The 24,076-nt window shown below is 57.4% G+C and carries 25 protein-coding genes and 1 riboswitch; of the genes, 15 read left to right on the forward strand and 10 right to left on the reverse strand.

From position 1 onward, the window contains the following. Window positions 1-30: 30 nt before the first annotated feature. The 5 genes from galM to modE all read right to left on the reverse strand — a co-directional run bounded on the left by galM (window position 31) and on the right by modE (window position 5,874). Window positions 31-1,065, reverse strand: coding sequence for a galactose-1-epimerase (galM, locus tag DEU53_RS00880; protein ID WP_101763197.1), 1,035 nt, complete (start codon window positions 1,063-1,065; stop codon window positions 31-33). Further along, a complete protein-coding gene (galK, locus tag DEU53_RS00885) occupies window positions 1,059-2,207 on the reverse strand; it encodes a galactokinase (protein ID WP_110865752.1) in 1,149 nt (382 codons plus the stop codon). The genes galM and galK overlap by 7 nt, the downstream gene beginning before the upstream one ends. Further along, a complete protein-coding gene (gene galT / locus DEU53_RS00890; protein WP_110865753.1) occupies window positions 2,208-3,251 on the reverse strand; it encodes a galactose-1-phosphate uridylyltransferase in 1,044 nt (347 codons plus the stop codon). It lies immediately after the preceding gene. Between the two features lie 291 nt (window positions 3,252-3,542). Next, the gene (modF, locus tag DEU53_RS00895; RefSeq protein ID WP_110865754.1) at window positions 3,543-5,015 is read right to left on the reverse strand and encodes a molybdate ABC transporter ATP-binding protein ModF; all 1,473 of its coding nucleotides are present in this window, start codon (window positions 5,013-5,015) and stop codon (window positions 3,543-3,545) included. A gap of 76 nt (window positions 5,016-5,091) precedes the next feature. Further along, window positions 5,092-5,874, reverse strand: a complete 783-nt coding sequence (gene modE, locus DEU53_RS00900) for a molybdenum-dependent transcriptional regulator (protein ID WP_101763193.1) — start codon at window positions 5,872-5,874, stop codon at window positions 5,092-5,094. 118 nt (window positions 5,875-5,992) lie between these two features. Here modE and DEU53_RS00905 point away from each other — a divergent pair, with 118 nt between their 5' ends. The 4 genes from DEU53_RS00905 to modC all read left to right on the forward strand — a co-directional run bounded on the left by DEU53_RS00905 (window position 5,993) and on the right by modC (window position 8,800). Continuing rightward, a complete protein-coding gene (locus DEU53_RS00905) occupies window positions 5,993-6,151 on the forward strand; it encodes an AcrZ family multidrug efflux pump-associated protein (protein ID WP_007890616.1) in 159 nt (52 codons plus the stop codon). A 128-nt stretch (window positions 6,152-6,279) separates the two neighbouring features. Continuing rightward, window positions 6,280-7,053 (forward strand): molybdate ABC transporter substrate-binding protein, encoded by a 774-nt coding sequence (gene modA, locus DEU53_RS00910; RefSeq protein WP_110865755.1) that lies wholly within the window; start codon window positions 6,280-6,282, stop codon window positions 7,051-7,053. Then, window positions 7,050-7,742, forward strand: a complete 693-nt coding sequence (modB, locus tag DEU53_RS00915) for a molybdate ABC transporter permease subunit (protein ID WP_110865756.1) — start codon at window positions 7,050-7,052, stop codon at window positions 7,740-7,742. Before modA ends, modB begins: the two co-directional genes overlap by 4 nt. Beyond that, on the forward strand, window positions 7,742-8,800 hold the full coding sequence (gene modC, locus DEU53_RS00920; RefSeq protein WP_110865757.1) for a molybdenum ABC transporter ATP-binding protein ModC: 1,059 nt from the start codon (window positions 7,742-7,744) through the stop codon (window positions 8,798-8,800). Before modB ends, modC begins: the two co-directional genes overlap by 1 nt. Window positions 8,801-8,862: 62 nt before the next feature. Here the strand turns inward: modC and DEU53_RS00925 are convergent, their stop codons facing one another. After that, window positions 8,863-9,681: a pyridoxal phosphatase gene (locus tag DEU53_RS00925; protein WP_110865758.1), complete on the reverse strand. Its 819-nt coding sequence runs from the start codon at window positions 9,679-9,681 to the stop codon at window positions 8,863-8,865. A gap of 148 nt (window positions 9,682-9,829) precedes the next feature. Between DEU53_RS00925 and pgl the strand changes: the two genes are divergently transcribed. Further along, window positions 9,830-10,825, forward strand: a complete 996-nt coding sequence (pgl, locus tag DEU53_RS00930; RefSeq protein WP_110865759.1) for a 6-phosphogluconolactonase — start codon at window positions 9,830-9,832, stop codon at window positions 10,823-10,825. A gap of 60 nt (window positions 10,826-10,885) precedes the next feature. Here pgl and DEU53_RS00935 read toward each other — a convergent pair whose 3' ends face one another. After that, the gene (locus tag DEU53_RS00935; RefSeq protein ID WP_101763187.1) at window positions 10,886-11,362 is read right to left on the reverse strand and encodes a kinase inhibitor; all 477 of its coding nucleotides are present in this window, start codon (window positions 11,360-11,362) and stop codon (window positions 10,886-10,888) included. Between the two features lie 30 nt (window positions 11,363-11,392). Further along, window positions 11,393-12,688, reverse strand: coding sequence for an adenosylmethionine--8-amino-7-oxononanoate transaminase (bioA, locus tag DEU53_RS00940; RefSeq protein ID WP_110865760.1), 1,296 nt, complete (start codon window positions 12,686-12,688; stop codon window positions 11,393-11,395). Between the two features lie 88 nt (window positions 12,689-12,776). Here bioA and bioB point away from each other — a divergent pair, with 88 nt between their 5' ends. Genes bioB through bioD form a run of 4 tightly spaced genes read left to right on the forward strand, consistent with a single transcriptional unit; the run spans window position 12,777 to window position 16,367 of the window. Then, entirely contained in the window at window positions 12,777-13,808 is a 1,032-nt protein-coding gene (gene bioB, locus DEU53_RS00945) for a biotin synthase BioB (protein ID WP_110865761.1), read from the forward strand. Continuing rightward, window positions 13,809-14,960 carry an 8-amino-7-oxononanoate synthase gene (gene bioF / locus DEU53_RS00950; RefSeq protein ID WP_110865762.1) on the forward strand — a complete coding sequence of 384 codons (1,152 nt, stop codon included), beginning with the start codon at window positions 13,809-13,811 and terminating at the stop codon, window positions 14,958-14,960. Beyond that, entirely contained in the window at window positions 14,944-15,699 is a 756-nt protein-coding gene (bioC, locus tag DEU53_RS00955; RefSeq protein WP_110865763.1) for a malonyl-ACP O-methyltransferase BioC, read from the forward strand. Before bioF ends, bioC begins: the two co-directional genes overlap by 17 nt. Next, on the forward strand, window positions 15,696-16,367 hold the full coding sequence (bioD, locus tag DEU53_RS00960) for a dethiobiotin synthase (RefSeq protein ID WP_110865764.1): 672 nt from the start codon (window positions 15,696-15,698) through the stop codon (window positions 16,365-16,367). Before bioC ends, bioD begins: the two co-directional genes overlap by 4 nt. Window positions 16,368-16,406: 39 nt before the next feature. Here bioD and DEU53_RS00965 read toward each other — a convergent pair whose 3' ends face one another. Beyond that, window positions 16,407-17,123, reverse strand: coding sequence for an ABC transporter ATP-binding protein (locus DEU53_RS00965; RefSeq protein ID WP_110865765.1), 717 nt, complete (start codon window positions 17,121-17,123; stop codon window positions 16,407-16,409). 901 nt (window positions 17,124-18,024) lie between these two features. Between DEU53_RS00965 and uvrB the strand changes: the two genes are divergently transcribed. Further along, entirely contained in the window at window positions 18,025-20,046 is a 2,022-nt protein-coding gene (gene uvrB, locus DEU53_RS00970; protein ID WP_101763180.1) for an excinuclease ABC subunit UvrB, read from the forward strand. A gap of 86 nt (window positions 20,047-20,132) precedes the next feature. On the opposite strand, the gene yvcK is transcribed toward uvrB, so the two are convergent. After that, window positions 20,133-21,035, reverse strand: coding sequence for a uridine diphosphate-N-acetylglucosamine-binding protein YvcK (gene yvcK, locus DEU53_RS00975; protein WP_110865766.1), 903 nt, complete (start codon window positions 21,033-21,035; stop codon window positions 20,133-20,135). Window positions 21,036-21,230: 195 nt separating this feature from the next. Further along, a riboswitch (molybdenum cofactor riboswitch) is annotated at window positions 21,231-21,366 on the forward strand. On the opposite strand from yvcK, the gene moaA reads away from it, so the two are divergent. From moaA to moaE, 5 genes are all read left to right on the forward strand, one after another. After that, window positions 21,356-22,342 carry a GTP 3',8-cyclase MoaA gene (gene moaA, locus DEU53_RS00980; RefSeq protein ID WP_110865767.1) on the forward strand — a complete coding sequence of 329 codons (987 nt, stop codon included), beginning with the start codon at window positions 21,356-21,358 and terminating at the stop codon, window positions 22,340-22,342. It overlaps the preceding riboswitch by 11 nt. A 17-nt stretch (window positions 22,343-22,359) precedes the next feature. Then, window positions 22,360-22,875 (forward strand): molybdenum cofactor biosynthesis protein B, encoded by a 516-nt coding sequence (gene moaB / locus DEU53_RS00985; protein WP_101763177.1) that lies wholly within the window; start codon window positions 22,360-22,362, stop codon window positions 22,873-22,875. A gap of 2 nt (window positions 22,876-22,877) precedes the next feature. Next, window positions 22,878-23,363: a cyclic pyranopterin monophosphate synthase MoaC gene (moaC, locus tag DEU53_RS00990; protein WP_110865768.1), complete on the forward strand. Its 486-nt coding sequence runs from the start codon at window positions 22,878-22,880 to the stop codon at window positions 23,361-23,363. Then, complete coding sequence (gene moaD / locus DEU53_RS00995; protein ID WP_101763175.1) at window positions 23,356-23,601, forward strand: molybdopterin synthase sulfur carrier subunit; 246 nt, start codon at window positions 23,356-23,358, stop codon at window positions 23,599-23,601. Before moaC ends, moaD begins: the two co-directional genes overlap by 8 nt. 2 nt (window positions 23,602-23,603) lie before the next feature. Further along, window positions 23,604-24,056: a molybdopterin synthase catalytic subunit MoaE gene (gene moaE, locus DEU53_RS01000; protein WP_110865769.1), complete on the forward strand. Its 453-nt coding sequence runs from the start codon at window positions 23,604-23,606 to the stop codon at window positions 24,054-24,056. The last annotated feature ends 20 nt before the right edge of the window (window positions 24,057-24,076 follow it).

The following is a 24,076-nucleotide window of genomic DNA, read 5'->3' on the forward strand; positions in this document are numbered from 1 at the left end:
CAGCGCAGTGCGCGTTTTTCATCCGGTGGCTCAGTGCGGCGTGAAGCGATAACGCGTCACGGACTGCCAGCTGTCGCCGGGTTGCAGCCAGCAATCGGGCTGCGGCCACTCTGCATGGTTAGGCGAATCCGGTAAAAATTCGCTCTCCAGAGCGATGCCCTGGAAAGCAGTATAGCTGTCCTGCTCACGGGCGCGTGTTCCCGCCAGATAGTTGCCGGTGTAGAACTGCAGCGCCGGAGCGGCAGTAAACACGCTCAGCTCCAGCTTGCCATCGGCAGACCATAAATGGGCGGCGGGCTGGCTGCTGTCGCCAGCGGTGTTAAGCAAAAAGGCGTGGTCATAGCCTTTCACCGCTTTTTGATCGTCATCGGCAAGGAACTCATCGGCGACGCGCTTCGGCTGGCGGAAATCAAAACTGTTTCCCGCCACCTCTTTCAGCGGCGCGTTAGGAATGCCTTCGCTGTCCACCGGCAGGTAACGATCGGCGTGCAGTTGTAAGCGATGCTGGCGCGCATCACCATGATGCGCATCAAGATTAAAGTAAGCATGGTTGGTGAGATTGACCGGGCAAGGCTTGTCGGTTTGCGCTTCATAGCGAATCGACAAGCAATTATCGTCATCAAGTTGATAGATGACATTGGCGATCACATTGCCGGGATAACCCTGATCGCCATCGGGCGAATCGAGGCGATAGTGCACCTCGCTTTCGCTCTGACTGAGAATCTGCCAGCGACGTTTATCGAAACCTTGCGGCCCGCCGTGCAGCTGATGTGCGCCCTGATTAGCCGCCAGCTGTAGATTGAGTTGCTTAAGTTCGGCCGAGGCGATGCGGTTCGCGTAGCGGCCAATCGTCGCGCCAAGATAAGCATCCTGATGCAGATAATCGGACGGCGTGGCACAGCCGAGCAGCGCTTCACGCACGCTGTGATCCAACATTGGCACGCGCGCTGACAGCCAGGTCGCGCCCCAATCCATAAAAGTAGCCACCATGCCGTTGCGATTGCGCAGCACAGTGATGCGCCACGGTTGCCCGTCTGGCGCGTGTGAATTCACATCACTTACCATTGGCCTGCTCCTGCGGAGGCTTTGCACACGTAGAAGGTCTCTTTGATGCCGGTTTGCGCTTCATACTTCTCAGCGACCACCGCTTTCACCGCATCGACCAGATCGGTTGGCATCAGCGCCACGATGCAGCCACCGAAACCGCCGCCGGTCATACGCACGCCGCCGCGCGGGCCGATTTCTGCTTTCACAATCTCAACCAGCTGATCGATTTGCGGCACGGTGATTTCGAAATCGTCACGCATTGAGGCGTGCGATTCGGCCATCAGTTCGCCCATGCGTTTCAGATCGCCCGCGCTTAACGCATCGGCGGCTTCCAGCGTGCGCGCATTTTCGCTAATCACGTGACGCACGCGTTTTGCCACCAACGCATCCAGCTCACCAGCAGAGGCTTCAAACTCTTCCAGCGTCACATCGCGCAGCGCCGGTTTATTGAAGAAGCGTGCGCCAGTTTCACACTGTTCACGACGCGTATTGTATTCGCTGCCCACCAGGCTACGACGGAAGTTGGAGTTGATGATCACCACCGCGACATCTTCCGGCATTGATACCGCGCGCGTGCCGAGCGTACGACAATCCAGCAGCATGGCGTGATCCGGCTGACCGAGCGCCGAGATCAGCTGATCCATGATGCCGCAGTTGCAGCCGACAAACTGGTTTTCCGCTTCCTGACCGTTCACCGCAATCGCTGCGCCATCGAGGTTTAATGCATACAGCTGCTGGAATACGGTACCGACCGCCACTTCCAGCGACGCCGAAGAACTCAGGCCCGCGCCTTGTGGCACGTTGCCGCTGATCACCATATCCACGCCGCCAAAGCTGGCATCGCGTTTTTGCAGATGTTTCACCACGCCGCGCACGTAGTTGGCCCACATTGGCTCTTTCAGCGGCTCAATCGGCGCATCCAGCGAGAAGCTGTCCTGCTGATTGTCGTAATCGACGGCAATCACACGCACCTGGCGATCGTCGCGTTTGGCGCAGGCAATCACGGTTTGATAATCGATGGCGCACGGCAGCACAAAGCCATCGTTGTAGTCGGTGTGTTCGCCAATCAGATTGACGCGGCCCGGTGCCTGAATGCTGTGTGTCGCCTGATAGCCGAAAGTGTCAGCGAAAACCTGTTGAGTAATGGATTTTAATGACATTTATTGCGCCTCGCGGAAATGGACATCGCTGACAGAACGCAGACGTTCAGCTGCCTGTTCCGCCGTTAAATCACGTTGGGTTTCGGCCAGCATTTCATAGCCAACCATAAATTTGCGTACCGTGGCTGAACGCAGCAGCGGCGGATAGAAGTGTGCGTGCAGCTGCCAGTGATCGTTGGCTTCGCCGTTGAACGGCGCGCCGTGCCAGCCCATCGAATAGGGGAAAGAGCACTGGAACAGGTTGTCGTAGCGGCTGGTGAGCTGCTTAAGCGCCAGCGCCAGATCGGTGCGCTGCGGCTCGGAGAGATCGGTGATGCGTTTCACATGGGCTTTCGGCAGCAGCAAGGTTTCAAACGGCCACGCCGCCCACCACGGCACCACGGCCAGCCAGTGTTCGGTTTCCACCACCGTACGGCTGCCATCGCTCAACTCGCGCGCAGCGTAATCGACCAGCAGCTGCGTGCCTTTCTCGGCAAAATAGTGACGTTGGTTGTCATCTTCTTTCTGCGCTTCGTTTGGCAGGAAGCTGTTGGCCCAAATCTGGCCATGCGGATGCGGGTTGGAGCAGCCCATCGCCGCACCTTTGTTTTCAAACACCTGTACCCACGGATAGTGCTGACCGAGATCGGCAGTCTGTTCCTGCCAGGTCCGCACGATATCTTCCAGCCCGCTCAGCGGCAGTTCCGGCAGCGTTTTGCTGTGATCCGGCGAGAAGCAGATCACCCGGCTGGTACCGCGTGCGCTTTCGCAGCGCATCAACAGATCGTCGCTTTGCGGTGCGTCTGGCGTGTTAGTCATCAGCGCGGCAAAGTCATTGGTGAACACGTAAGTGCTTTTATAGTTTGGGTTTTTGTCACCGGTAATGCGGGTGTTTCCGGCACAGAGGAAACAGTCAGGATCGTGCGCTGGCAGTTGCTCCAGTGCCGGGGTTTCCTGCGCACCTTGCCACGGGCGCTTAGCGCGATGGGGTGAGACCAGCACCCATTGATCGATCAATGGGTTATAACGGCGATGCGGGTGATCGACCGGGTTAAATTTTTCCATGATGAGTCCTGGTAAACGGCAAACAGATAAAAATGATTTTGATCAAAGTAGCACAAAGACCAGCGTGAAAGCGTGATCCAGTCTGGATAAATGGTATCGTTTACACAAGGTGACGATTCTCATTTTGTGGGGTTGTTGCGTGTGTTTGTTGAATTACCAGGCGATGAAATGGTAACGCTTACATTGCCTTCATACTCCGAACTGCTGCTGCTTGCCGCAGCTCGAATTATTTTGGCAATGGCGCTATGCACGTTAGATGTTTGTAGGATTGCCACTTATGGCAACCGCTATTTAACGCAGCGACTCTTGCAGGAAACCGTAACCCTGTTCCTGCGCGACAAAACTCAGGCGATGGGTGATGCACTGCGGCGCATCTTCGGCGTGGTGGGAGACAAACAGCAGTTGCGTACGGCCTTCGCCAATCAGCACATCAACAAAGCGGCGCACTAGCTGGCGGTTAATCGGATCAAGCCCTTGCAACGGTTCATCGAGAATGAGTAGCGTGGGATGTTTCACCAGCGCGCGCGCAATCAGCACCAGCCGCTGCTGGCCCCACGACAAACTGTGGAACGGCGCATCCGCCAGCTGATTATCCATACCGAGCAGCGCCAGCCACTGACGCGCCAGCGCTTTTTGCCGATCGGACACCGCCTGATACAGACCAATCGAATCGAAGAAGCCGGAGAGCACCACGGTGCGCACATTACAGCTGACGCGATAATCGAGGTGCAGGCTGCTGCTGACGTAACCGATGTGCTGCTTGATGTCCCAGATGGTTTCACCGCTGCCGCGTCGGATGCCAAACAGCGTCAAATCGTTGCTGTAACCCTGCGGATGATCGCCGGTTACCAAACTGAGCAGGGTGGATTTACCCGCGCCGTTCGGCCCCACAATCTGCCAGTGTTCACCGGGATTAACCTGCCAGTTCAGGCCATCAATCACCGCTTTGTCGTTGTACGACACCACGCCGTTGCGCAGTATCACGCGCGGCGCATCTTCGGCCAGCTGCGGCAGTTGATCGGGTTGATCCGCCTCCGGCAGCGCCATACCAGCAAGCTTCTCGCTATGCGCCAGCTGCGCCACCAGCGCTTCGGCCAGAATCGCGCGCCGTTCGCCCACGTGGGTTAACGTGCATTCGGCCAACACGCCGACCTTCCCGACAAAATCGGGAATATCATCAAAGCGATTGAGCACCAGCGCCACGCTATAGCCGCTTTGATGCAGATCGTTGAGGGTTTGCGCCAGGCTGGCGCGTGACGCCACATCCAGCCCATCGAAAGGTTCATCAAGGATCAGCAGATCCGGCTGCGCCATCAGCGCCTGGCACAACAGCGTTTTGCGCGTCTCGCCGGTGGAGAGATATTTGAAGCGACGATCGAGCAGATAAGTGATGCCAAACTGCTGCGCCAGCGCCTGACAGCGCGCCGCATCTTGCACTTCATCCTGAATGATCTGTGCGGCGGTGCGACCGGTATCGTCTTCGCCTTCACTTAGCAAATCGGTGTTGTTGCGTTCCCACTCATCGCTGACCAGTTTCTGTAGCTGCTCCAGCGACAGGCGCGTGCGGCGTTGAAAATCCTGCTGCACGCTGCCTTTACCGGGCTGCAACTCGCCGGAAAGGGCGCGCGCCAGCGATGACTTGCCGCTGCCGTTGGCGCCGACAAATGCCCAGCTTTCGCCGCTGTTGAGGGTTAAATCGTTAAGGGACAGTGCTCGGGTGTCGCTAAGGTGAAACGTGCCTTGCGAAATTTGCAATGAAGACATGATCTATTCCGTTTTATGCATCGTGTTGTCCAGTTTTAGCCAGCGATGCAGGCGAAGTCAAATCATGGCGTGGATTTCAGAGCAGTGTGGCGATGATGGCGTGTTCGGCATTAAAACTGGCGGTGACGCTGGCGCCAACCTGCAGATTCTGCTGTTTCACCGCCTCATTGGTGACGGTCGCGCACAGCGTTTCGCCACTCGGCAACGCCATCAATACTTCGCTAAGCTGATCGCCGGGCTCAATTGCGCTGATCTGCGCAGCCAGTTGATTGTCGCTGCTGGCGGCGGCGTGACTGACGTGAATCCACGGTGCTTTAATCAGCACCAGCACCTCTTTGCCGCTGTCGAGCTGCAAGCGTTCGGCACTGCGTGCGGTGATCGCCACCTGCAGGCGCGTTACGCCATCGGCGAGCAGCACCTCAAGGTGCTGCTGCACCTGCTGATGATCGCTGGCCAGCACCGTACCAAACAGCTGATTGCGCGCGCTGGTTTGCAGCGAGAAACGCGCAATCGCCGCCAGCAAACTGTCGAGCGGCAAGCTGTCGTTTTGCAGCACATCGAAAGCCTTTTGTTGGATCTGCTCCATCAACTGGAACAGCTGAATCAGCCGCTCGCCATAACGCGTCAGCTGCGCGCCGCCGCCGCCTTTACCGCCGGTGGCGCGATCCACCAGCGTTTTGTCGGCCAGCTGATTCATCTCATTGATCGCATCCCAGGCACTTTTGTAACTGATGCCCGCCAGTTTTGCGCCCTGGCTGATGGAGCCGGTTTGCTGCACGCGTTTCAGTAATTCGATGCGACGCGGATCGGCAAACAGCTTTTGCTGAAGACGAATATGGAGAGAAAGTTCTGCCTGCATGTCAGCTCCTTAGGTTAATCCGCTCAGTTTACTGCTTAAAAGTAAAAGCACGAAAAGGGCAGTGCGTTTTTTTCGCTAACCGTTACAATCACTTTTTTATTTTCTGCGTGAGGTTTCCATGCTGGAACTGTTAAAAAGCCTGGCTGTGGCTATCATCATGGTGCCGATTGTGATGGCGATTATGCTCGGTTTGATTTACGGCCTGGGTGAAGTTTTCAACGTCATCTCAAAATTTGGCCGCCGCGACGATCGTCCTGCCAACAGCTCACAACACTAATTTCTCAACGCCCGCTTCCTGCGGGCGTTTTGTTTCTGAACTTCCGTAAAACCCTGCCGATATAAATCTCATGACGCATTTGCGCGTACGTTGTATTATCAAATATATAACGTAACAAGGAGCAACAAATGCGAACCATCAAGTACCGTTGGGCTGCTGCAACCGTTTTAAGCGTTTCATTGGCCGGTCATGCCGCGGCCGCAGAGAAAATCACCGTGTTTGCAGCGGCATCGCTGACCAATGCGCTGCAGGACATTGCGACGCAGTACCAGAAGAAAAGCGGTGTAGAAGTGGTATCCTCTTTTGCCTCTTCTTCGGTGCTGGCGCGCCAGATTGATCAGGGCGCACCGGCTGATCTGTTCATCTCTGCCGATCAGCAGTGGATGGACGATGTGGTGGCAAAAAACAGCGTGGTGAGCAGCACGCGCTATACGCTGCTCGGCAATGATTTAGTGCTGATTGCACCGAAAAGCGACGCGGCTAAAGCGGTCACCCTTGATAGCAAAACCGACTGGAGAAGTCTGCTGAAAGGCGAGCGTCTGGCGGTGGGCGATCCGGATCACGTGCCGGCCGGCATTTATGCCAAAGAAGCATTACAAAAACTCGGCGCGTGGGACGCTTTATCCCCGCAGCTGGCGCCAGCCAACAATGTGCGCGCCGCGCTGGCATTGGTTGAGCGTAACGAAACGCCGTACGGCATCGTGTATGGTTCGGACGCGGTAGCCAGCCAGAAAGTGCAGGTCGTGGGACGATTCCCGGAAGATAGCCACAAGCCAGTGGAATATCCGATGGTGATTGTCAAAGAACATCAGAACGCAACGGTGAAAGCCTTCTACAACTATTTGCAGGGGCCGGATGCCGCTGCCGTGTTTAAACAGTATGGATTCACGCCGAAGAAATGATATTGAGCGATCCCGAATGGCAGGCCGTTTTTCTCAGCCTGAAAGTGTCCTGTGTAGCTGTGATATGCAGCTTGCCGTTTGGCATCCTGATGGCCTGGATTCTGGCGCGCTGCCGCTTTCCGGGCAAAACTCTGTTGGACAGCATCGTCCACCTGCCGCTGGTGCTGCCGCCGGTGGTGGTCGGCTATCTGCTGCTGATCGCCTTAGGCCGGCGCGGTTTTATTGGCGAATGGCTGTATGACTGGTTCGGCTTCACCTTTGCCTTTAGCTGGCGCGGCGCGGTAATCGCTTCGGCGATGATGGCGTTTCCGCTGATGGTGCGTGCAATTCGTCTTGCGTTGGAAGCGGTGGATACCAAACTGGAGCTGGCCGCACGCACGCTGGGTGCCGGGCGCTGGCGCGTATTTTTCACCATCACGCTTCCGCTCACCTTGCCGGGCATCATTGTCGGCACGGTACTGGCCTTTGCCCGTTCGCTGGGTGAATTTGGCGCCACCATCACGTTTGTCTCCAACATTCCCGGCGAGACGCGCACCATTCCGTCGGCGATGTTTACCCTGATTGAAACGCCGGGCGCGGAAGGCACCGCCGCGCGCTTGTGTGCGGTAGCGATTGCGCTGGCGCTGATGTCGTTAGTGGCATCGGAAATGCTGGCGCGCTGGGGCCGTAAACGGCTGGGAGCGGCATAATGCTCAATCTGCAACTTTCTCAGCAGTTGGGCGATCACCTGCTCGACGTTAACGTCAATATTCCCGCCAGCGGCATTACCGCCATTTTCGGCGTGTCGGGTGCGGGCAAAACCTCGTTGATTAATGCGATTGGCGGATTAACCCAGCCGCAGAGCGGACGTATTGAGTTAAACGGTCGCCTGCTGTTCGATTCGGCCACGCGCGTGAATTTGCCGCCGGAAAAGCGCCGTATCGGCTATGTGTTTCAGGACGCGCGGCTGTTTCCGCATTATCGCGTGCGCGGCAATCTGCAATACGGCATGGCGGCCTCAATGAAGCCGCAGTTCAACGCGCTGGTGGCGCTGCTGGGTTTAGAATCGCTGCTGACGCGTTTTCCTGCGTCGCTTTCGGGCGGTGAAAAACAGCGCGTGGCGATAGGCCGCGCGTTGCTGACGGCGCCCGATATTCTGCTGATGGATGAGCCGCTGGCGTCGCTTGATCTGCCGCGCAAACGTGAGCTGATGCCCTATCTGCAAAAGCTGGCGAAGCAGGTCGATATTCCCATTCTTTACGTATCGCACAGCCTCGATGAAATCCTGCAGCTGGCGGATAACGTGCTGGTGCTGGATGCCGGCCAGGTGAAAGCCTTTGGTCCGCTGGAAAAAGTGTGGAGCAGTTCGGCGATGCGTCCGTGGCTGCCGCTCGCCGAGCGCACCAGCGTGCTGCGCGTGCAGGTGCTGGAGCAGCATCCTGATTACCCAATGACCGCGCTGTCGCTTGGCGATCAGCATATTTGGGTGAGCCGGGTGAATCAGCCGCTGAAAACGCCGCTGCGTATTCGCATTGCCTCAGCCGATGTGTCGCTGGCATTGCAGCCGCCGCATAACACCTCGATCCGTAATATACTGCCGGCGCAGGTGGTTGAACTGCTGGAGATTGACGATCAGGTGGAAGTGAAGCTGCGCATTGGCATCAGCGAACTGTGGGCGCGCATTTCGCCGTGGGCGCGCGATGAGCTGGGCATCCGACCGGATCAGTGGCTGTATGCGCAGATCAAGAGCGTGTCGATAGCAGCGTAAATGGATTCATTGCGCGGTGTGAGAAAAATCCGCGCCATGAATTGCGCCGCTACATCTTACGGTTACAGAACCTCTTGATAGATCACTTCGGCGATGCCCGGCTCCAGATTGGTGCCAATCACCTTTTTGGCGCGCGCTTTGATGGCGTCATCGGCATTGCCCATCGCCACGCCTAATCCCACCTGTTCCAGCATGCTGAGATCGTTGTAGTTGTCGCCAAACGCTAGCACGTCTTGCATGCTAAAGCCCTGACTCTCAACCCACTGCGCCAGACGCTTGCCTTTGCTGTTGCCGCCTTTGGCGATATCCACCTGATCGTGCCACGACCATTCACACGCCAGACCAAGTTCGGCTTCGGTGCGTTCGGCAAACTGCTGCAGCGCGCGCGTGTCGGAATGCGACAGCGCGAATTTCCAGATCGAATCAGCCTCAATCGCCGCCTGCGCCAGGTTTGGCACCTGCAGGAACAGCGGACGCTGCGCTTCCGGCAACGATTGCGCCCAGTTAAGCGTACGCGTCACATGGCCGGTTGGCGTTTGGTACAGCATCGCATCATCGACATACAGCAGACCGTGAATGTTCTCTTCATCCAGCATCTCAATCACCCGAGCAGCTTTGCTTTTATCCAGCGGATCGGCGGCCAGCACCTGTTTCGCGGTATAATCATACAAATAGGTGCCATTACAGCAAATTGCGGGTGTATCCAGTTTAAGTGCCTGATAAAAAGGGTGGATAGCGCAGTGGTGGCGACCGGTGACGATCAACACTTTCACGCCCGCCTGTTGCGCGCGGGCCAGCGCTTCAATGGATTCAGGCAAGATGGTTTTGTTCGGGGTCAGCAGGGTGCCGTCGAGGTCAAGGGCGATTACGCGGTAGCTCATTACACTTTCCGTCCGGGAGTTGGCAAAGCATTGAGTCTACACCCGGCAACAGCCCTGAGACAAAAAACAGGGCACAAATGAATCCAGCGCGACAAAATGAAACGCGCTACAGTTATCCCTTTCATCAGGCAGCGAATAAGGAAAACGCATGAAACAAGTCGTGTATACCGCCAGTCCCGAGAGCCAGCAGATTCATGCCTGGCAGTTGCAGGAAGATGGCGCACTGACGTTATTGCAGGTAACGGATGTTGCCGGCCAGGTGCAGCCGATGGTGGTGAGCCCGAAGAAAGATTTTCTCTATGTCGGTGTGCGTCCGAATTTTCGCGTGCTGGCGTTTCGCATTGCGGCCGACGGCACGCTGAGCCTCGCCGGTGAAGCACCGCTGCCGGGCAGCCCAACCCACATCTCCACCGATCGTCAGGGCAATTATCTGTTCTGCGGTTCGTACAACGATGCCTGCGTCAGCATCAGCCCGATTGGCAGCGATGGTTTGCCGCAAGCGCCAGTTCAGGTGTTCAGCGGGTTAGACGGTTGCCACTCCGCCAATATCGATCTTAATAACCAAACGCTGTTTGTACCGGCACTGAAGCAGGACCGCATCTGCCTGTATCAGTTGAACGCAGACGGCACTCTGGCTCCGCGTGAACAAGCGCAGGTCACCACCGTTGAAGGTGCCGGTCCACGTCACATGGCCTTCCATCCGAACGGTGCGTATGGCTACGTGGTGAACGAGCTGGATAGCACCGTGGATGTCTGGGCGCTGAACAATGTGCACGGCCAGGTTGAGCGCGTGCAGAGCCTTGATATGATGCCGAAAGATTTCAGCGACACGCGCTGGGCGGCGGACATCCACATCACGCCGGATGGCCGTTTCCTCTATGCCTGCGACCGTACCAGCAGCACCATTACGGTATTCAGCATCAGTGAAGATGGCTCGGTGCTGGCGATTGAAGGCTACCAGCCAACTGAAACCCAGCCGCGCGGCTTCAATATTGATCACAGCGGTCAATATCTGGTAGCGGCGGGACAGAAATCGCACCACATCGAAGTGTATAAGATTCAGGAACGCGGCCTGCTTAATCCGCTGGCGCGTTACGCGGTAGGACAAGGCCCAATGTGGGTGGTTATCCACCCGTTGGGATAAATAAAATGCCTGCCTGATCAAACAGGCAGGCATATTTCCTAACAGCGCGATTCTGAGCTGTTACGCGTACTTCACCGTAATCGACGCACTGGCCAGCGCATGGAAATGCACATTAAAGCCAACCATCGCGCCGCTCGCGCCTTCATCCACGTCAATTTTATCCGTATCCAGCGCATGCACCGTAAAGATGTAGCGATGGGATTCGCCCTGCGGTGGCGCTGCGCCGCCGTAGCCGGTTTGGCCAAAATCGGTACGCGTCTGAATGGCGCTCTCCGGCAAGTCCGCCACGCCGGAACCGGCACCCTGCGGCAACACGGTAACGTCAGCCGGAATGTTCGCTACCACCCAATGCCACCAGCCGGAACCGGTAGGCGCGTCAGGATCGTAGCAGGTGACAACAAAGCTTTTTGTGCCTGCCGGTACATCATCCCACGCCAGATGCGGTGACAGATTGTCGCCCTGGTAACCCATGCCATTGAAAACGTGTCGCTCTGGCATCTTATCGCCGTCGTTAAAATCCTGGCTAACTACGCGCATGATCGCTCCTTTTATGGTTGTGCAGAACCCTCAATCATGGTGGAAATGCGCCGCAACATCCAGTGCCGCACCGACCGCTTGCGTTAGTTTCGTCAGTTCGGCGGCAGAAATCAGATAAGGTGGCATCAGGTACAGCAAGCGCCCAAATGGACGAATCCACACGCCGCGTTCAACGAAGAAGTGCTGCAGCGCCGCCATGTTCACGGCCTGATGGGTTTCGATCACGCCAATCGCACCCAGTACGCGCGCATCGGCCACTGCGTGATGACGGCGCAGCGGCAGCAGCTCGGTGCGCAGCTGCTGTTGGATGTGCGCCACCTGCGTTATCCAGCCGCCTTCACTGATCATCTTCAGACTTTCCACCGCCACCGCGCAGGCCAGCGGATTGCCCATAAAAGTAGGGCCGTGCATAAAGCAGCCCGCTGCGCTGCGGCTAATGGTGTCGGCGACTTCACGCGTGGTCAGCGTGGCGGAGAGCGTCATGGTGCCGCCGGTCAGCGCTTTGCCGAGGCAGAGAATGTCCGGCGTGATGCCCGCATGGTCGCAGGCAAACAGCTTGCCGCTGCGGCCAAATCCGGTGGCGATCTCATCGGCAATCAGCAGCAAACCGTAGCGATCGCACAGCTCGCGCACCTGCTGCAGATAGCGCGGATGGTAGAAACGCATCCCGCCAGCGCCTTGCACAATCGGCTCCAGAATCACCGCCGCAATCTCCCGATGGTGGATTTCCGCCAGCTGCGCAAAATTGGCAAAATCGGCCTCGTTCCACGCGTCATCGAAAGCGCACTGCGGCGCGTTGGCAAACAGATGTTCCGGCAGATAGCCGCGCCACAGGCTGTGCATCGAATTTTCCGGATCGCACACCGACATCGCGGCAAAAGTATCGCCGTGATAGCCGCGCTTCAGCGTAAGGAATTTCTGTCGCGTTTGGTTGCGTCCCAGCCAGTATTGCAGCGCCATTTTCATCGACACTTCGACGGCGATCGAACCCGAATCGGCGAGGAACACGCACTCCAGCGCGTCAGGCGTCATGGCAACCAGCTGGCGGCTCAGTTCCACCGCCGCCGGATGGGTGATGCCGCCAAACATCACATGCGACATCTGCGTCATTTGCTGCTGCAGCGCCTGATTAAGACGCGGATGGTTGTAGCCGTGGATTGCCGCCCACCACGACGACATGCCGTCCACCAGTTCACGTCCGTCGGCCAACTGCAGCTGGCAGCCGTGCGCCGCCACAACCGGATAACAGGGCAGGGGATCGCGCATCGACGTGTAGGGATGCCAGATATGCTGACGGTCAAAGTTGAGGTCATCCTGAGTGAACATGTGAGTTGTAAACCATTTTAAAAAGATTTAGTTTACAAGTATAACCACGTTAATCGTCGGGATGAACCCCCTTTTTCTGGAGTAAGCAATGGCAAACCGCTGGACACTGACACAAGCTCAGGCACTTTTCGATAAACCTTTCCTTGAGTTGATGTTTGAAGCGCAGCAAGTGCATCGTCAACATTTCGATCCACGCCAGGTGCAGGTCAGCACGCTGCTATCAATCAAAACCGGCGCCTGTCCGGAAGACTGTAAATACTGTCCGCAGAGCGCGCGTTACAAAACCGGGCTGGAATCGGAACGTCTGATGGAAGTGGATGCGGTGCTGGAATCGGCGCGCAAAGCCAAAGCGGCGGGATCGAGCCGTTTCTGCATGGGTGCCGCGTGGAAAAACCCGCACGAGCGCGACATGCCTTACCTTCAGCAGATGGTGCAGGGCGTGAAAGCGATGGGCATGGAAACCTGCATGACGCTTGGCACGCTGGATGGCGACCAGGCGCAGCGCCTCGCCGAAGCGGGACTGGATTTCTACAACCACAACCTCGACACCTCGCCAGAGTTTTACGGCAACATCATCACCACGCGCAGCTATCAGGAACGTCTGGATACGCTGGATAAAGTGCGCGGCGCGGGCATCAAGGTGTGTTCCGGCGGCATTGTGGGTCTGGGTGAAACAGTGAAAGATCGTGCGGGCTTGCTGGTGCAGCTGGCGAATCTGCCGACGCCGCCCGAAAGCGTACCAATCAACATGCTGGTAAAGGTCAAAGGCACGCCGCTGGCCGATAACGACGATGTTGAACCCTTCGACTTTATTCGCACCATCGCGGTGGCGCGCATCATGATGCCCTCGTCGCATGTGCGTCTTTCTGCCGGACGCGAGCAGATGAGCGAGCAAACGCAGGCGATGTGCTTTATGGCCGGCGCTAACTCGATTTTCTACGGCTGCAAACTGCTTACCACGCCAAATCCGGAAGAGGACAAAGATCTGATTCTGTTCCGCAAATTGGGCCTGAATCCGGAGCACACCGCGACAACGGCGGGTGACAATGAGCAGCAGCATCGGCTCAGCGAGCAGCTGCTGCACGCGGATACCGCGCAGTTCTACAACGCGGCGGTGTAAATGGGCTGGTCACAACGTATCGACGAGGCGCTGACGGCGCGGCGCGCCGCGCATGGCTGGCGTTTACGGCGTCGCGTTGAGCACAACAGCGTGCGGGAAATTATGCTGGAGGGGCAGCGTTACCGTCACTTCTCCAGCAACGACTATCTTGGTTTGAGCCAGCATCCGGCGGTGATTGCCGCGTGGCAGCAGGGCGCGGCCGAGACGGGTGCTGGCGCGGGCGCATCCGGGCATGTGACCGGCTACAGCCGCCACCATGCGCAGCTCGAAGCGGAGCTGGCTGACTGGCTGGGCTATTCGCGCGCGCTGCTGTTCATTTCGGGGTTTGCCGCCAATCAGGCGGTGATCCATCTGCTGGCGGAAAAGCAGGATCGCATCTTCGCCGATAAGCTGGCGCACGCTTCACTGCTGGATGCCGCCAGCCACAGCCCGGCGAGCCTGCGCCGTTTTGCCCACAATCAGCCGGAAAGCCTGGCGAAGCTGCTGGCAACGCCGTCGCAAGGCGGCACGCTGGTGGTGACCGAAGGCGTGTTCAGCATGGACGGCGACAGCGCTCCGCTAACACAGATCGCCGCAGAGACGCGGCGCGGCAACGGCTGGCTGCTGGTGGATGATGCGCATGGTATCGGCGTGACCGGCGCGCAAGGGCGCGGCAGCTGCTGGCAGCAGCAGGTCAAACCGGAACTGCTGATCGTTACCTTCGGCAAAGGGTTTGGCGTCAGCGGCGCGGCGCTGCTGTGCGATGACGCCACCGCTGATTACGTCGAGCAGTTTTCCCGCCATCTGATCTACTCCACCGCGATGCCACCGGCGCAGTGCTATGCGCTGCTGGCGGCACTGAGGCAGATTCAACAAGGTGATGCGCTGCGCGAAAAACTGCACAGCCACATTGCGCGTTTCCGCGCCGCTGCGGCGGATTTGCCGTGGCAGCTGGTCGATTCTGCGAGCGCCATCCAGCCGCTGATCGTTGGCGAAAACAGCGCGGCTATGGCGTTATCGCAGCGGCTGGCGCAGGTCGGCTGTTGGGTCAGTGCGATTCGGCCACCAACCGTGCCGCCGGGCACCGCGCGGCTACGCATCACGCTTACCGCTGCACATCACACCGATGACATTGATCGTCTGCTGGAGGCGCTGTATGACGCTGCAGGTTAACAAACAGGCCGTGGCGCAGGCTTTTGGTCGTGCGGCTGCGCATTACGAGCAGCACGCGCACTTACAGCGGCTGAGCGGCGATGCGCTGCTGGCGCTGGCGCCCGCTGGTTTTGGTCCGCATCTGCTGGATGCCGGGTGCGGTACCGGCTGGTATAGCCGCTACTGGCGCGATCGCGGGCGCACGCTGACGGCGCTCGATCTGTCGCCCAACATGCTGCAAACCGCGCGCGATCAGCAATCGGCGCAGCACTATCTGTTGGGCGATATCGATGCGGTGCCGCTGCCGGACGCCAGCGTTGACGGCGTGTGGAGCAATCTGGCGGTGCAGTGGAGCAGCGACTTGCATACTGCGCTGCAGCAGTTTTTGCGCGTCACGCGGCCGGGCGGCACGGTGCTGTTTTCCACGCTGCTCGACGGTTCGCTGCACGAAGTGCATCACGCGTGGGCGCAGCGGGATGGTCGCCGGCACGCCAACCGTTTCCTCAGCGCTGCCCAGTTTCATGCGGCCACCGCGACGCTACCGATCGCTGCGCAGCAGCAGGTTATCACGCTGCATTTTCCCAGCGCGCTCAGCGCTATGCGATCGCTGAAAGGCATTGGGGCCACGCACCTGCACGATGGTCGCGGCGCCAGCGTGCTAACGCGTTCCCAACTGGCACAGCTTGAGCAACGCTGGCCGCAAGACGAGTCCGGTTATCGCCTGAGTTATCACCTGATGTATGGAGTTTTAAGCAAATGACACGCTGGTTTATTACCGGAACCGATACCGAAGTGGGCAAAACCGTGGCCAGCGGCGCGCTGCTGCAGGCGGCAAGCGCCGCCGGTTTACGCACCGCAGGCTATAAGCCGGTGGCATCCGGCTGCGAAATCACGCCGCAAGGCATTCGCAACAGCGACGCGCTGGCGTTGCAGCGCTTCAGCACCTTGTCGTTAAGCTACGAGCAGGTGAACCCGCTGGCGTTTGTCGAGCCGACCTCGCCGCATATCATCAGCGCGGAAGAGGGCAGGCCGATTAGCTTTGCCACGCTGTCAGCGGGCTTGCGCGCGCTGGAGCAGCAGGCAGAATGGGTGTTAGTCGAAGGCGCAGGCGGGTGGTTTACGCCGCTGTCGGAGACGAAAACTTACGCCGATTGGGTGGAAGCCGAGCAGCTGCCGGTGATTCTGGTGGTGGGTGTGAAGTTAGGCTGCATCAATCATGCCATGCTCACCGCCGAAGCGATTAAAGCGCGCGGATTACGCCTTGCGGGCTGGATTGCCAATGATATTCAGCCGCCCGGCAAACGTCATCAGGAGTATATGGATACGCTGCGTCAGCGCATTGATGCGCCGTTCCTCGGTGAGATTCCGCACCTACGCGACCAGGCGCAGCAGGCCGAGTGCGGGCGTTATTTGACGTTGCCGCAATAAATAACCCAGGTCGCCATTCACGGCGACCTGGCTACATCTTCACCTTGCGGTCAGCCACTTATTCACCGTCAAATCATCCAGCTGCGCCACTTTGCCGTGCGCCACATTGCGTCCGCGATGCAGCAGCAGGAAATAATCGGCGACGCGGCGGACAAACGAGACGTGCTGCTCAAGCAGCAAAATGGTTAAACCATACTCACGGTTTAACCGACGAATCAGATTGCCCATCTCCTCTTCCAGCCACGGCGACATCCCCTCTGTCGGCTCATCCAGAATCACCAGCTTGGGTTGCAGCACCAGTGCACGCGCCAGGGCCAAATGTTGTTGCTGTTCCATTGGCAACTCGCCGCTGCGCTGATGGCGCAATGAATAGAGTGCCGGGAACAGGTCGAACACCATTTCCGGAATGGCACGGCTACGATCGTCCTGTGCCGCCATCAGGGCGATCAGCAGGTTATCCTCCACGCTCATTTGCGAGAAAATATGCCGTCCTTGCGGCACATAACCAATGCCGGTGCGCGCGCGCAGTTCGGCCGGTTGCAACAGTAAATCTTCCGGCGGCGCGCCATCTTCCTGCCAGGTCATTGAGCCACTGTTAATTGGCAGGCGGCCCATAATGCAGTTCACCAACGTGGTTTTGCCCATGCCGGGACTGCCCAGCACGCCGGTACAGGTGCCCGGCGGCAGATCGAGATCGACATCCCACAGAATGTGATTTTGACCGTAAAACTGATTCACCGAACGTAAACTCAGCATCTGACATACTCCTTCCAGATTATTAGCCTGAATGCTCCCGCTCTGTGTCGTCTGGCATACAGTCATGCACGATTGATGGACACCGCTGTCGTCGGCAAGCGCCGATATGGACTCGTCACTCCATAGTGCTAACACTGCAATTCCCAGGCCAGGTTAGGAATTCAGGCGCATCTACGGCGGAAACCTGCCAAATCAGCGGCTAAAAGTTGAGAAACGCTTAACAATTGCCAGCGGTGATAAACCGACTGCACTTTGACGGTGCTGACTGCTTAACGTTTCTGGTGCATTTGATCGTTCGTAAGGCAATAACCGGAGAAATAAATGGCCTTAACGCCTGACTTTTCGCCGGGCACGGGAAGGTAAAGCCGGAAAAAGGGGGGTAATGCGACACGCACGGCGGGAAAAATAAATGCGAAAAAATTTTTTTTCACGCTTAAGAATGGGCGGGAGAAAATTATACACAGCTGATGGGCTCGGGGCTGGATTCACTTATCCACCATTACTGTGGATAACCTTGTGCATTAGCGACTGAAAACCGTGTGGAAGCGAGTAAATTCGCGGCCTTCCTACATTATGATGAGAAACTGGGCTTTTGAGTCAAAGTGAATTAAAACAGCAGGTTAGTTAAAATCAAGCATGCGAATTATCTGCCTTGTCATCGGACTGCAATTTAATGACACTCTATTGACAAATGTTAAAAGCATCCTCCGCCTGGGGATAACATTGCGCAACAACAACTTGCCGCCTGCCGCTTAAATTGCACTGAAGAGAATCGCCGTCAGGTGCCATTATCGTGCAAGGTTACTGTGATTATGTCCAGTATTTTTTTCTGGCAAATTCGCCATAGCAGAGTAGAATTAGCAGCCTGCCCGCCGACTTCATCTGCTGGAACCGCTAAAACATGAGCAAAGTCTTTAAACTCAACTCCGCTTTCAAGCCTTCAGGGGATCAACCTGAGGCGATTCGCCGTCTCGAAGAGGGACTGGAAGATGGACTCGCGCATCAAACGCTGTTGGGCGTGACCGGCTCAGGTAAAACCTTTACCGTGGCGAATGTGATTGCCGACCTCAACCGCCCGACGATGGTGCTGGCGCCGAATAAAACTCTGGCGGCGCAGCTCTACGGTGAGATGAAGGAGTTCTTCCCGGATAACGCGGTGGAGTTTTTCGTCTCATATTACGATTACTATCAGCCTGAAGCCTATGTGCCGAGTTCTGACACCTTTATCGAGAAAGATGCCTCGGTGAATGAGCACATTGAGCAGATGCGTCTGTCGGCGACCAAAGCGCTGCTGGAGCGCCGTGATGTCATCGTCGTGGCCTCGGTTTCGGCGATCTACGGTTTGGGCGATCCCGATCTCTACCTGAAAATGATGCTGCATCTGACGCGCGGCATGATTATTGATCAGCGCAGCATTTTGCGTCGTCTGGCGGAGCTGCAGTACAGCCGCAATGATCAGGCCTTCCAGCGCGGCACCTTCCGCGTGCGCGGCGAAGTGATTGATGTGTTCCCGGCGGAATCGGACGACATTGCGCTGCGTATTGAGCTGTTTGATGAAGAAGTTGAGCGGCTGTCGCTGTTTGATCCGCTCACCGGGCAGATTGATTCGGTGATCCCGCGCTTTACCGTCTATCCGAAAACGCACTATGTGACGCCGCGTGAGCGCATTCTTAAGGCGATGGAAGAGATCAAAGATGAGCTGGTGGTGCGCCGCAAAGTGCTGCTGGAGAACAATAAGCTGCTGGAAGAGCAGCGTATTTCCCAGCGGACGCAGTTCGATCTCGAGATGATGAACGAGTTGGGTTACTGCTCCGGCATCGAAAACTACTCGCGCTATCTCTCCGGGCGCGGACCGGGCGAGCCGCCGCCGACCTTGTTCGACTATTTACCGGCGGATGGCTTGCTGGTGGTTGACGAATCGCATGTCACCATTCCGCAGATTGGCGGCATGTATCGTGGTGACCGCGCGCGTAAAGAGACGCTGGTGGAGTACGGTTTCCGCCTGCCGTCGGCGCTGGATAACCGTCCGATGAAGTTTGAAGAGTTTGAAGCAGCCGCTCCGCAAACCATTTACGTGTCGGCCACGCCGGGCAATTACGAGCTGGAAAAATCGGGTGGCGAAGTGATCGATCAGCTGGTGCGTCCAACCGGCCTGCTGGATCCGATTCTGGAAGTACGGCCGGTGGCGACGCAGGTTGACGATTTGCTGTCGGAAATCCGCAAGCGTGTTGAGATTAACGAGCGCGTACTGGTGACTGTGCTGACCAAGCGTATGGCGGAAGATCTTACCGAATACCTGGTGGAGCACGGCGAGAAGGTGCGCTATCTGCACTCGGATATCGATACTGTGGAACGTATGGAGATCATCCGCGATTTACGTCTTGGCGAATTTGATGTGCTGGTTGGCATCAACTTGCTGCGAGAAGGTCTGGATATGCCGGAAGTGTCGCTGGTGGCGATTCTCGATGCCGATAAAGAGGGCTTCCTGCGTTCGGAGCGTTCGCTGATACAGACCATTGGTCGCGCCGCGCGTAACATCAATGGCCGGGCGATTCTCTACGCCGATAAAATCACGCCGTCGATGGAGCGCGCGATGGGCGAAACCGAGCGTCGTCGTGAGAAGCAGCAGAAATACAACGAAGAGAATGGCATTACGCCGCAAGGGCTCAACAAGAAGATCACCGATATTCTTGAGCTCGGCAAAAACGTAGTGAAAACGCGTGGTAAAGGCAAAACCGCCTCACGCACCGCAGCAGAAGCGGAAGCCAACTATATGGCGCTTACGCCGCAGGCGATGCAGAAGAAGATTCACGAGCTGGAAGGGCAGATGCAGCAGCACGCGCAGAATCTGGAGTTTGAAGAGGCTGCCAGCGTGCGCGATCAGTTACATCAACTGCGCGAGCTGTTTATTGCGGCTTCCTGATTGTGGTATCCAGGTCGCCATGAATGACGACCCTACAGGAATCCAGCGTGGTTTTCGTAGGGTGCGCATTCATGCGCACCTGGAAATTAAACGGCCTGAATCGCGTGTTCCAGCGCGATGCGCAGCAGCTGGCGGTCATGGCGATATTTGATGTCGGCGGCCTCCAGCGGTTCGCGAATGATTAAACGCTCTTCCACGCCGCGAATATCGGCGGCCGGACTCACCACCACCGCATCAATCACCCGCTTGCCAATCGCTTTCTCCATGATCGCCAACTTGTCGGCCACATTCAGGCTAGCTGCCGCTGGGCTCAGTTCGCGGCCCAGATTGCCGATAAACACCATGGTGGCAGGCGTACGGCGCAGCGCGCGCGCCATCTCTTCCATCAGCAGAATCGGCATCAGGCTGGTGTAGAAGCTGCCGGGGCCAATCAGAATCAAATCCGCTTCGCCAATCGCCTCGATGGCTTCACGGGTTGGCAACACATTCGGATGTAACATCAACTCTTGGGGCGGCTGCTTCATCTCATCAATTGCCGTTTCGCCGTACACCATATTGCCTTCGCCATCCTGCGCCACCAGATCGACCGGCTGTTCCGACATCGGGATCAGAAACGCATCGACCTTGAGCAGATTGCGGATGATGTTGATGGCTTCCAGCGGGCGCACGCTGAGATGATCAAGCGCCTTCAGCATTAGGTTGCCGAGGTTGTGTCCGGCCAGCTCGCCATTACCGGTGAAGCGATACTCAAACATCGCGGTGGCGACGCTCGGTTCGGTGATCAACTGATTGATGCAGTTACGCATATCGCCCCACGCAATGCCGCCTTCCGAGCGGCGAATGCGGCCGGTGGATCCGCCGTTGTCGGTGGTGGTGACGATGCCGGTCAGGCGCGAACCTAACGGTGCCAGCGCCGACATCACGCGGCCCAAACCGTGTCCGCCACCTAATGCCACTACGCGATCCAAATCTGCCAGGGTTCGATTCATGTTTCTCCTTTGTCACTGACGTCCTCGCGTTGAGGCGTAGTTGAACTGATGTGCATCAATATCTGTGGTGCATTTTACCGTATCCTGTCGCGAAAATGCGGTGAAAAAACGTTATGCATCAAGATATATAGCGAAAATCACTCATGGATGCTAACCGTTAATCGCGCTACCATTCGTTTTAACCGTGTTGTCCATAATGACAACAAACTCCCAAGCCTGGTTTCCTAAGTCGTTATAGATATGGAAGGCAGGCCGCAGCCTTGAGCTGCCAGGGTGCAGAAAGAAATGACTGCATCTCCCGACTTTGGAAAGGTGTTCAGGTGCCACAATTTACAGATGCCTATGCGCGCAGCTTTTACTATCTGCGCCTGTCGGTCACGGATGTGTGTAACTTCCGTTGTACCTACTGTTTGCCGAACGGCTATAAGCCGAACGGTACGCACAATAAAAGTTTTCTCTCGCTGGATGAGATTCGTCGCGTGACGCGTGCCTTTGCGGCGGCGGGCACGGAAAAAGTGCGCCTGACGGGCGGCGAACCCTCCATGCGGCGTGATTTCACCGACATCATCGCTGCAGTGCGTGAAAACGCCGCCATTCGCCAGATCGCGATGACCACCAACGGTTATCGCATGGCGCGTGACGTACATGCCTGGCGCGCTGCCGGTCTCACCCATATCAACGTCAGCGTCGATAGCCTCGACGCACGCCAGTTTCACGCCATTACCGGCCAGGACAAATTTGCCGAGGTGATGGCGGGAATCGACGCCGCCTTTGATGCCGGTTTCGAGAAAGTGAAAGTCAACAGCGTGCTGATGCGCGATGTGAACAGCCACAGCCTCAGCACCTTCCTTGAGTGGCTGCGCCTGCGACCGATTCAACTCCGCTTTATCGAACTGATGGAAACCGGCGAAGGCAGCGATCTGTTCCGCCGTCATCACATCTCTGGTGAAGTGATCCGCGATCAGCTGATCCTGCAAGGCTGGCAACGCCAGCCGCGCGGCCGCAGCGACGGTCCGGCGCAGGTGTTCCGTCATCCCGATTATCAGGGCGAAGTCGGCCTGATCATGCCGTACGAGAAAGATTTCTGTGCCAGCTGCAATCGCCTGCGCGTCTCGGCGCTGGGCAATCTGCATCTGTGCCTGTTTGGTGACGGCGGCGTGTCGCTGCGCGATCTGCTGGCCTCTGACGATCAGCAAGATGAGTTGCAGGCGCGCATTGCGCACAGCCTTGGACAGAAAAAGCAGACGCATTTCCTGCATCAGGGCAACACCGGCATCACGCAAAATCTCTCCTTTATTGGTGGCTAAACACAGGAGTTACGGCCATGGGTAAACCTTCCGGCGAATTTGTCGCCTTAAATGTGGCGGTGATGACCGTCTCGGATAGCCGCGATGCCAGCAATGACACATCGGGCGATTATCTGCGTGAAGCGCTGGCGGAAGCCGGGCATCAGGTGGTTGATCGCGCGATTGTGCCAGATAACCGCTATCGCATTCGCGCCACGGTATCGCGCTGGATTGCCAGCGACGATGTGCAAGTGGTGATCGTTAACGGCGGCACCGGTTTCAATAGCAAAAACAGCACGCCAGAAGCGTTGCTGCCGCTACTGGACCGCGAAATCGAAGGCTTTGGCGAGCTGTTCCGCATGATCTCCTATGAAGAGATCGGCAGCTCAACGCTGCAGTCACGCGCGGTGGCTGGATTAGCCAATCAGACGCTGATTTTTGCCGTGCCGGGATCGACCAACGCCTGCCGCAGCGCCTGGGAGCGCATTATCGAAGATCAGCTGGATGCGCGTACGCGTCCGTGTAATTTCGTCTCACATTTGAAGAAGTTGTAAGCATGTCATCGTTAACTCATATCAATGCCGCTGGCGAAGCCCACATGGTGGATGTCTCTGGCAAAACCGAAACGGTGCGCGAAGCGCAGGCCGAAGCGCTGGTGCTGATGAGCGCCGAAACGCTGCAGATGATTATTGACGGCAGCCATCACAAAGGTGACGTGTTCGCCACCGCGCGCATCGCCGGTATTCAGGCGGCAAAACGCACCTGGGAACTGATTCCGCTCTGTCATCCGCTGATGCTGAGCAAAGTGGAGGTTACCTTGCTGGCGGAACCGCAGCACAATCGCGTGCGCGTCACCTCACTCTGTCGTCTCACCGGCAAAACCGGCGTTGAGATGGAAGCGTTGACGGCGGCATCCGTTGCAGCGCTCACCATCTATGACATGTGCAAAGCGGTGCAAAAAGACATCGTCATCGACCAGCTGCGTTTGCTGACTAAAAGCGGCGGCAAATCCGGCGACTTCAAGGCGGTGAGCCATGATTAAGGTGCTGTTTTTTGCTCAGGTGCGGGAATTAACCGGCACCGCTTCACTGGATTTGCAGCCTGACTACGCCGATGTCGCCACGCTGCGCGCGGCGTTAGCAGAGAAGGGCGATCGCTGGGCGCTGGCGCTGGAATCCGGCAAGCTGCTGGCGGCTGTAAATCAAACGCTGGTGCCGATGAGTCATCCGCTGCGTGCGGGTGATGAAGTGGCCTTTTTCCCGCCGGTCACTGGAGGCTGATGATGGAAACGCGGATTCGTGTGGGTTCAGAGCCGTTCAACGTCGGCGAAGAGTACGAAAAACTCGCCACCCATGACAGCGATGGCGCGGTCGTCACCTTCACCGGCAAAGTGCGCAATCACAATCTCGGTGCCAGCGTGGCGGCCTTGACGCTGGAGCACTATCCCGGCATGACGGAAAAAGCGCTGGGGGAGATCGTAGAAGACGCGCGTCAGCGCTGGGCGCTGCAGCAGGTTACGGTGATCCATCGCGTTGGCGAACTGTTTCCCGGCGATGAGATCGTGTTTGTTGGCGTCAGCAGCGCGCATCGCGGCAGCGCATTCGCCGCCACCGAGTTCATCATGGATTACCTGAAAACCCGCGCGCCGTTCTGGAAGCGTGAAGCCACCGCCGCAGGCGACCGCTGGGTTGATGCCCGAGATAGCGATCATCAGGCCGCTGAACGCTGGAGCTAGCGCGCAAAATCCTCCCGCTC

The organism is Pantoea sp. AG1095, assembly GCF_003208415.1.
In the GTDB taxonomy this organism is placed as follows: domain Bacteria; phylum Pseudomonadota; class Gammaproteobacteria; order Enterobacterales; family Enterobacteriaceae; genus Pantoea; species Pantoea leporis.

Coding starts and splice junctions, on each gene's coding strand:
- yvcK (WP_110865766.1), bottom strand. CDS start 21,035: ATGAATCGAACCCTGGCAGATTTGGATCGCGTAGTGGCATTAGGTGGC.
- DEU53_RS00965 (WP_110865765.1), bottom strand. CDS start 17,123: ATGCTGAGTTTACGTTCGGTGAATCAGTTTTACGGTCAAAATCACATT.
- galT (WP_110865753.1), bottom strand. CDS start 3,251: ATGGAAAAATTTAACCCGGTCGATCACCCGCATCGCCGTTATAACCCA.
- moaD (WP_101763175.1), top strand. CDS start 23,356: ATGATTAAGGTGCTGTTTTTTGCTCAGGTGCGGGAATTAACCGGCACC.
- bioB (WP_110865761.1), top strand. CDS start 12,777: ATGGCAAACCGCTGGACACTGACACAAGCTCAGGCACTTTTCGATAAA.
- bioF (WP_110865762.1), top strand. CDS start 13,809: ATGGGCTGGTCACAACGTATCGACGAGGCGCTGACGGCGCGGCGCGCC.
- modB (WP_110865756.1), top strand. CDS start 7,050: ATGATATTGAGCGATCCCGAATGGCAGGCCGTTTTTCTCAGCCTGAAA.
- modE (WP_101763193.1), bottom strand. CDS start 5,874: ATGCAGGCAGAACTTTCTCTCCATATTCGTCTTCAGCAAAAGCTGTTT.
- moaC (WP_110865768.1), top strand. CDS start 22,878: ATGTCATCGTTAACTCATATCAATGCCGCTGGCGAAGCCCACATGGTG.
- moaE (WP_110865769.1), top strand. CDS start 23,604: ATGGAAACGCGGATTCGTGTGGGTTCAGAGCCGTTCAACGTCGGCGAA.
- bioA (WP_110865760.1), bottom strand. CDS start 12,688: ATGTTCACTCAGGATGACCTCAACTTTGACCGTCAGCATATCTGGCAT.
- uvrB (WP_101763180.1), top strand. CDS start 18,025: ATGAGCAAAGTCTTTAAACTCAACTCCGCTTTCAAGCCTTCAGGGGAT.
- moaB (WP_101763177.1), top strand. CDS start 22,360: ATGGGTAAACCTTCCGGCGAATTTGTCGCCTTAAATGTGGCGGTGATG.
- bioD (WP_110865764.1), top strand. CDS start 15,696: ATGACACGCTGGTTTATTACCGGAACCGATACCGAAGTGGGCAAAACC.
- bioC (WP_110865763.1), top strand. CDS start 14,944: ATGACGCTGCAGGTTAACAAACAGGCCGTGGCGCAGGCTTTTGGTCGT.
- modA (WP_110865755.1), top strand. CDS start 6,280: ATGCGAACCATCAAGTACCGTTGGGCTGCTGCAACCGTTTTAAGCGTT.
- pgl (WP_110865759.1), top strand. CDS start 9,830: ATGAAACAAGTCGTGTATACCGCCAGTCCCGAGAGCCAGCAGATTCAT.
- modC (WP_110865757.1), top strand. CDS start 7,742: ATGCTCAATCTGCAACTTTCTCAGCAGTTGGGCGATCACCTGCTCGAC.
- galM (WP_101763197.1), bottom strand. CDS start 1,065: ATGGTAAGTGATGTGAATTCACACGCGCCAGACGGGCAACCGTGGCGC.
- DEU53_RS00905 (WP_007890616.1), top strand. CDS start 5,993: ATGCTGGAACTGTTAAAAAGCCTGGCTGTGGCTATCATCATGGTGCCG.
- galK (WP_110865752.1), bottom strand. CDS start 2,207: ATGTCATTAAAATCCATTACTCAACAGGTTTTCGCTGACACTTTCGGC.
- DEU53_RS00925 (WP_110865758.1), bottom strand. CDS start 9,681: ATGAGCTACCGCGTAATCGCCCTTGACCTCGACGGCACCCTGCTGACC.
- DEU53_RS00935 (WP_101763187.1), bottom strand. CDS start 11,362: ATGCGCGTAGTTAGCCAGGATTTTAACGACGGCGATAAGATGCCAGAG.
- modF (WP_110865754.1), bottom strand. CDS start 5,015: ATGTCTTCATTGCAAATTTCGCAAGGCACGTTTCACCTTAGCGACACC.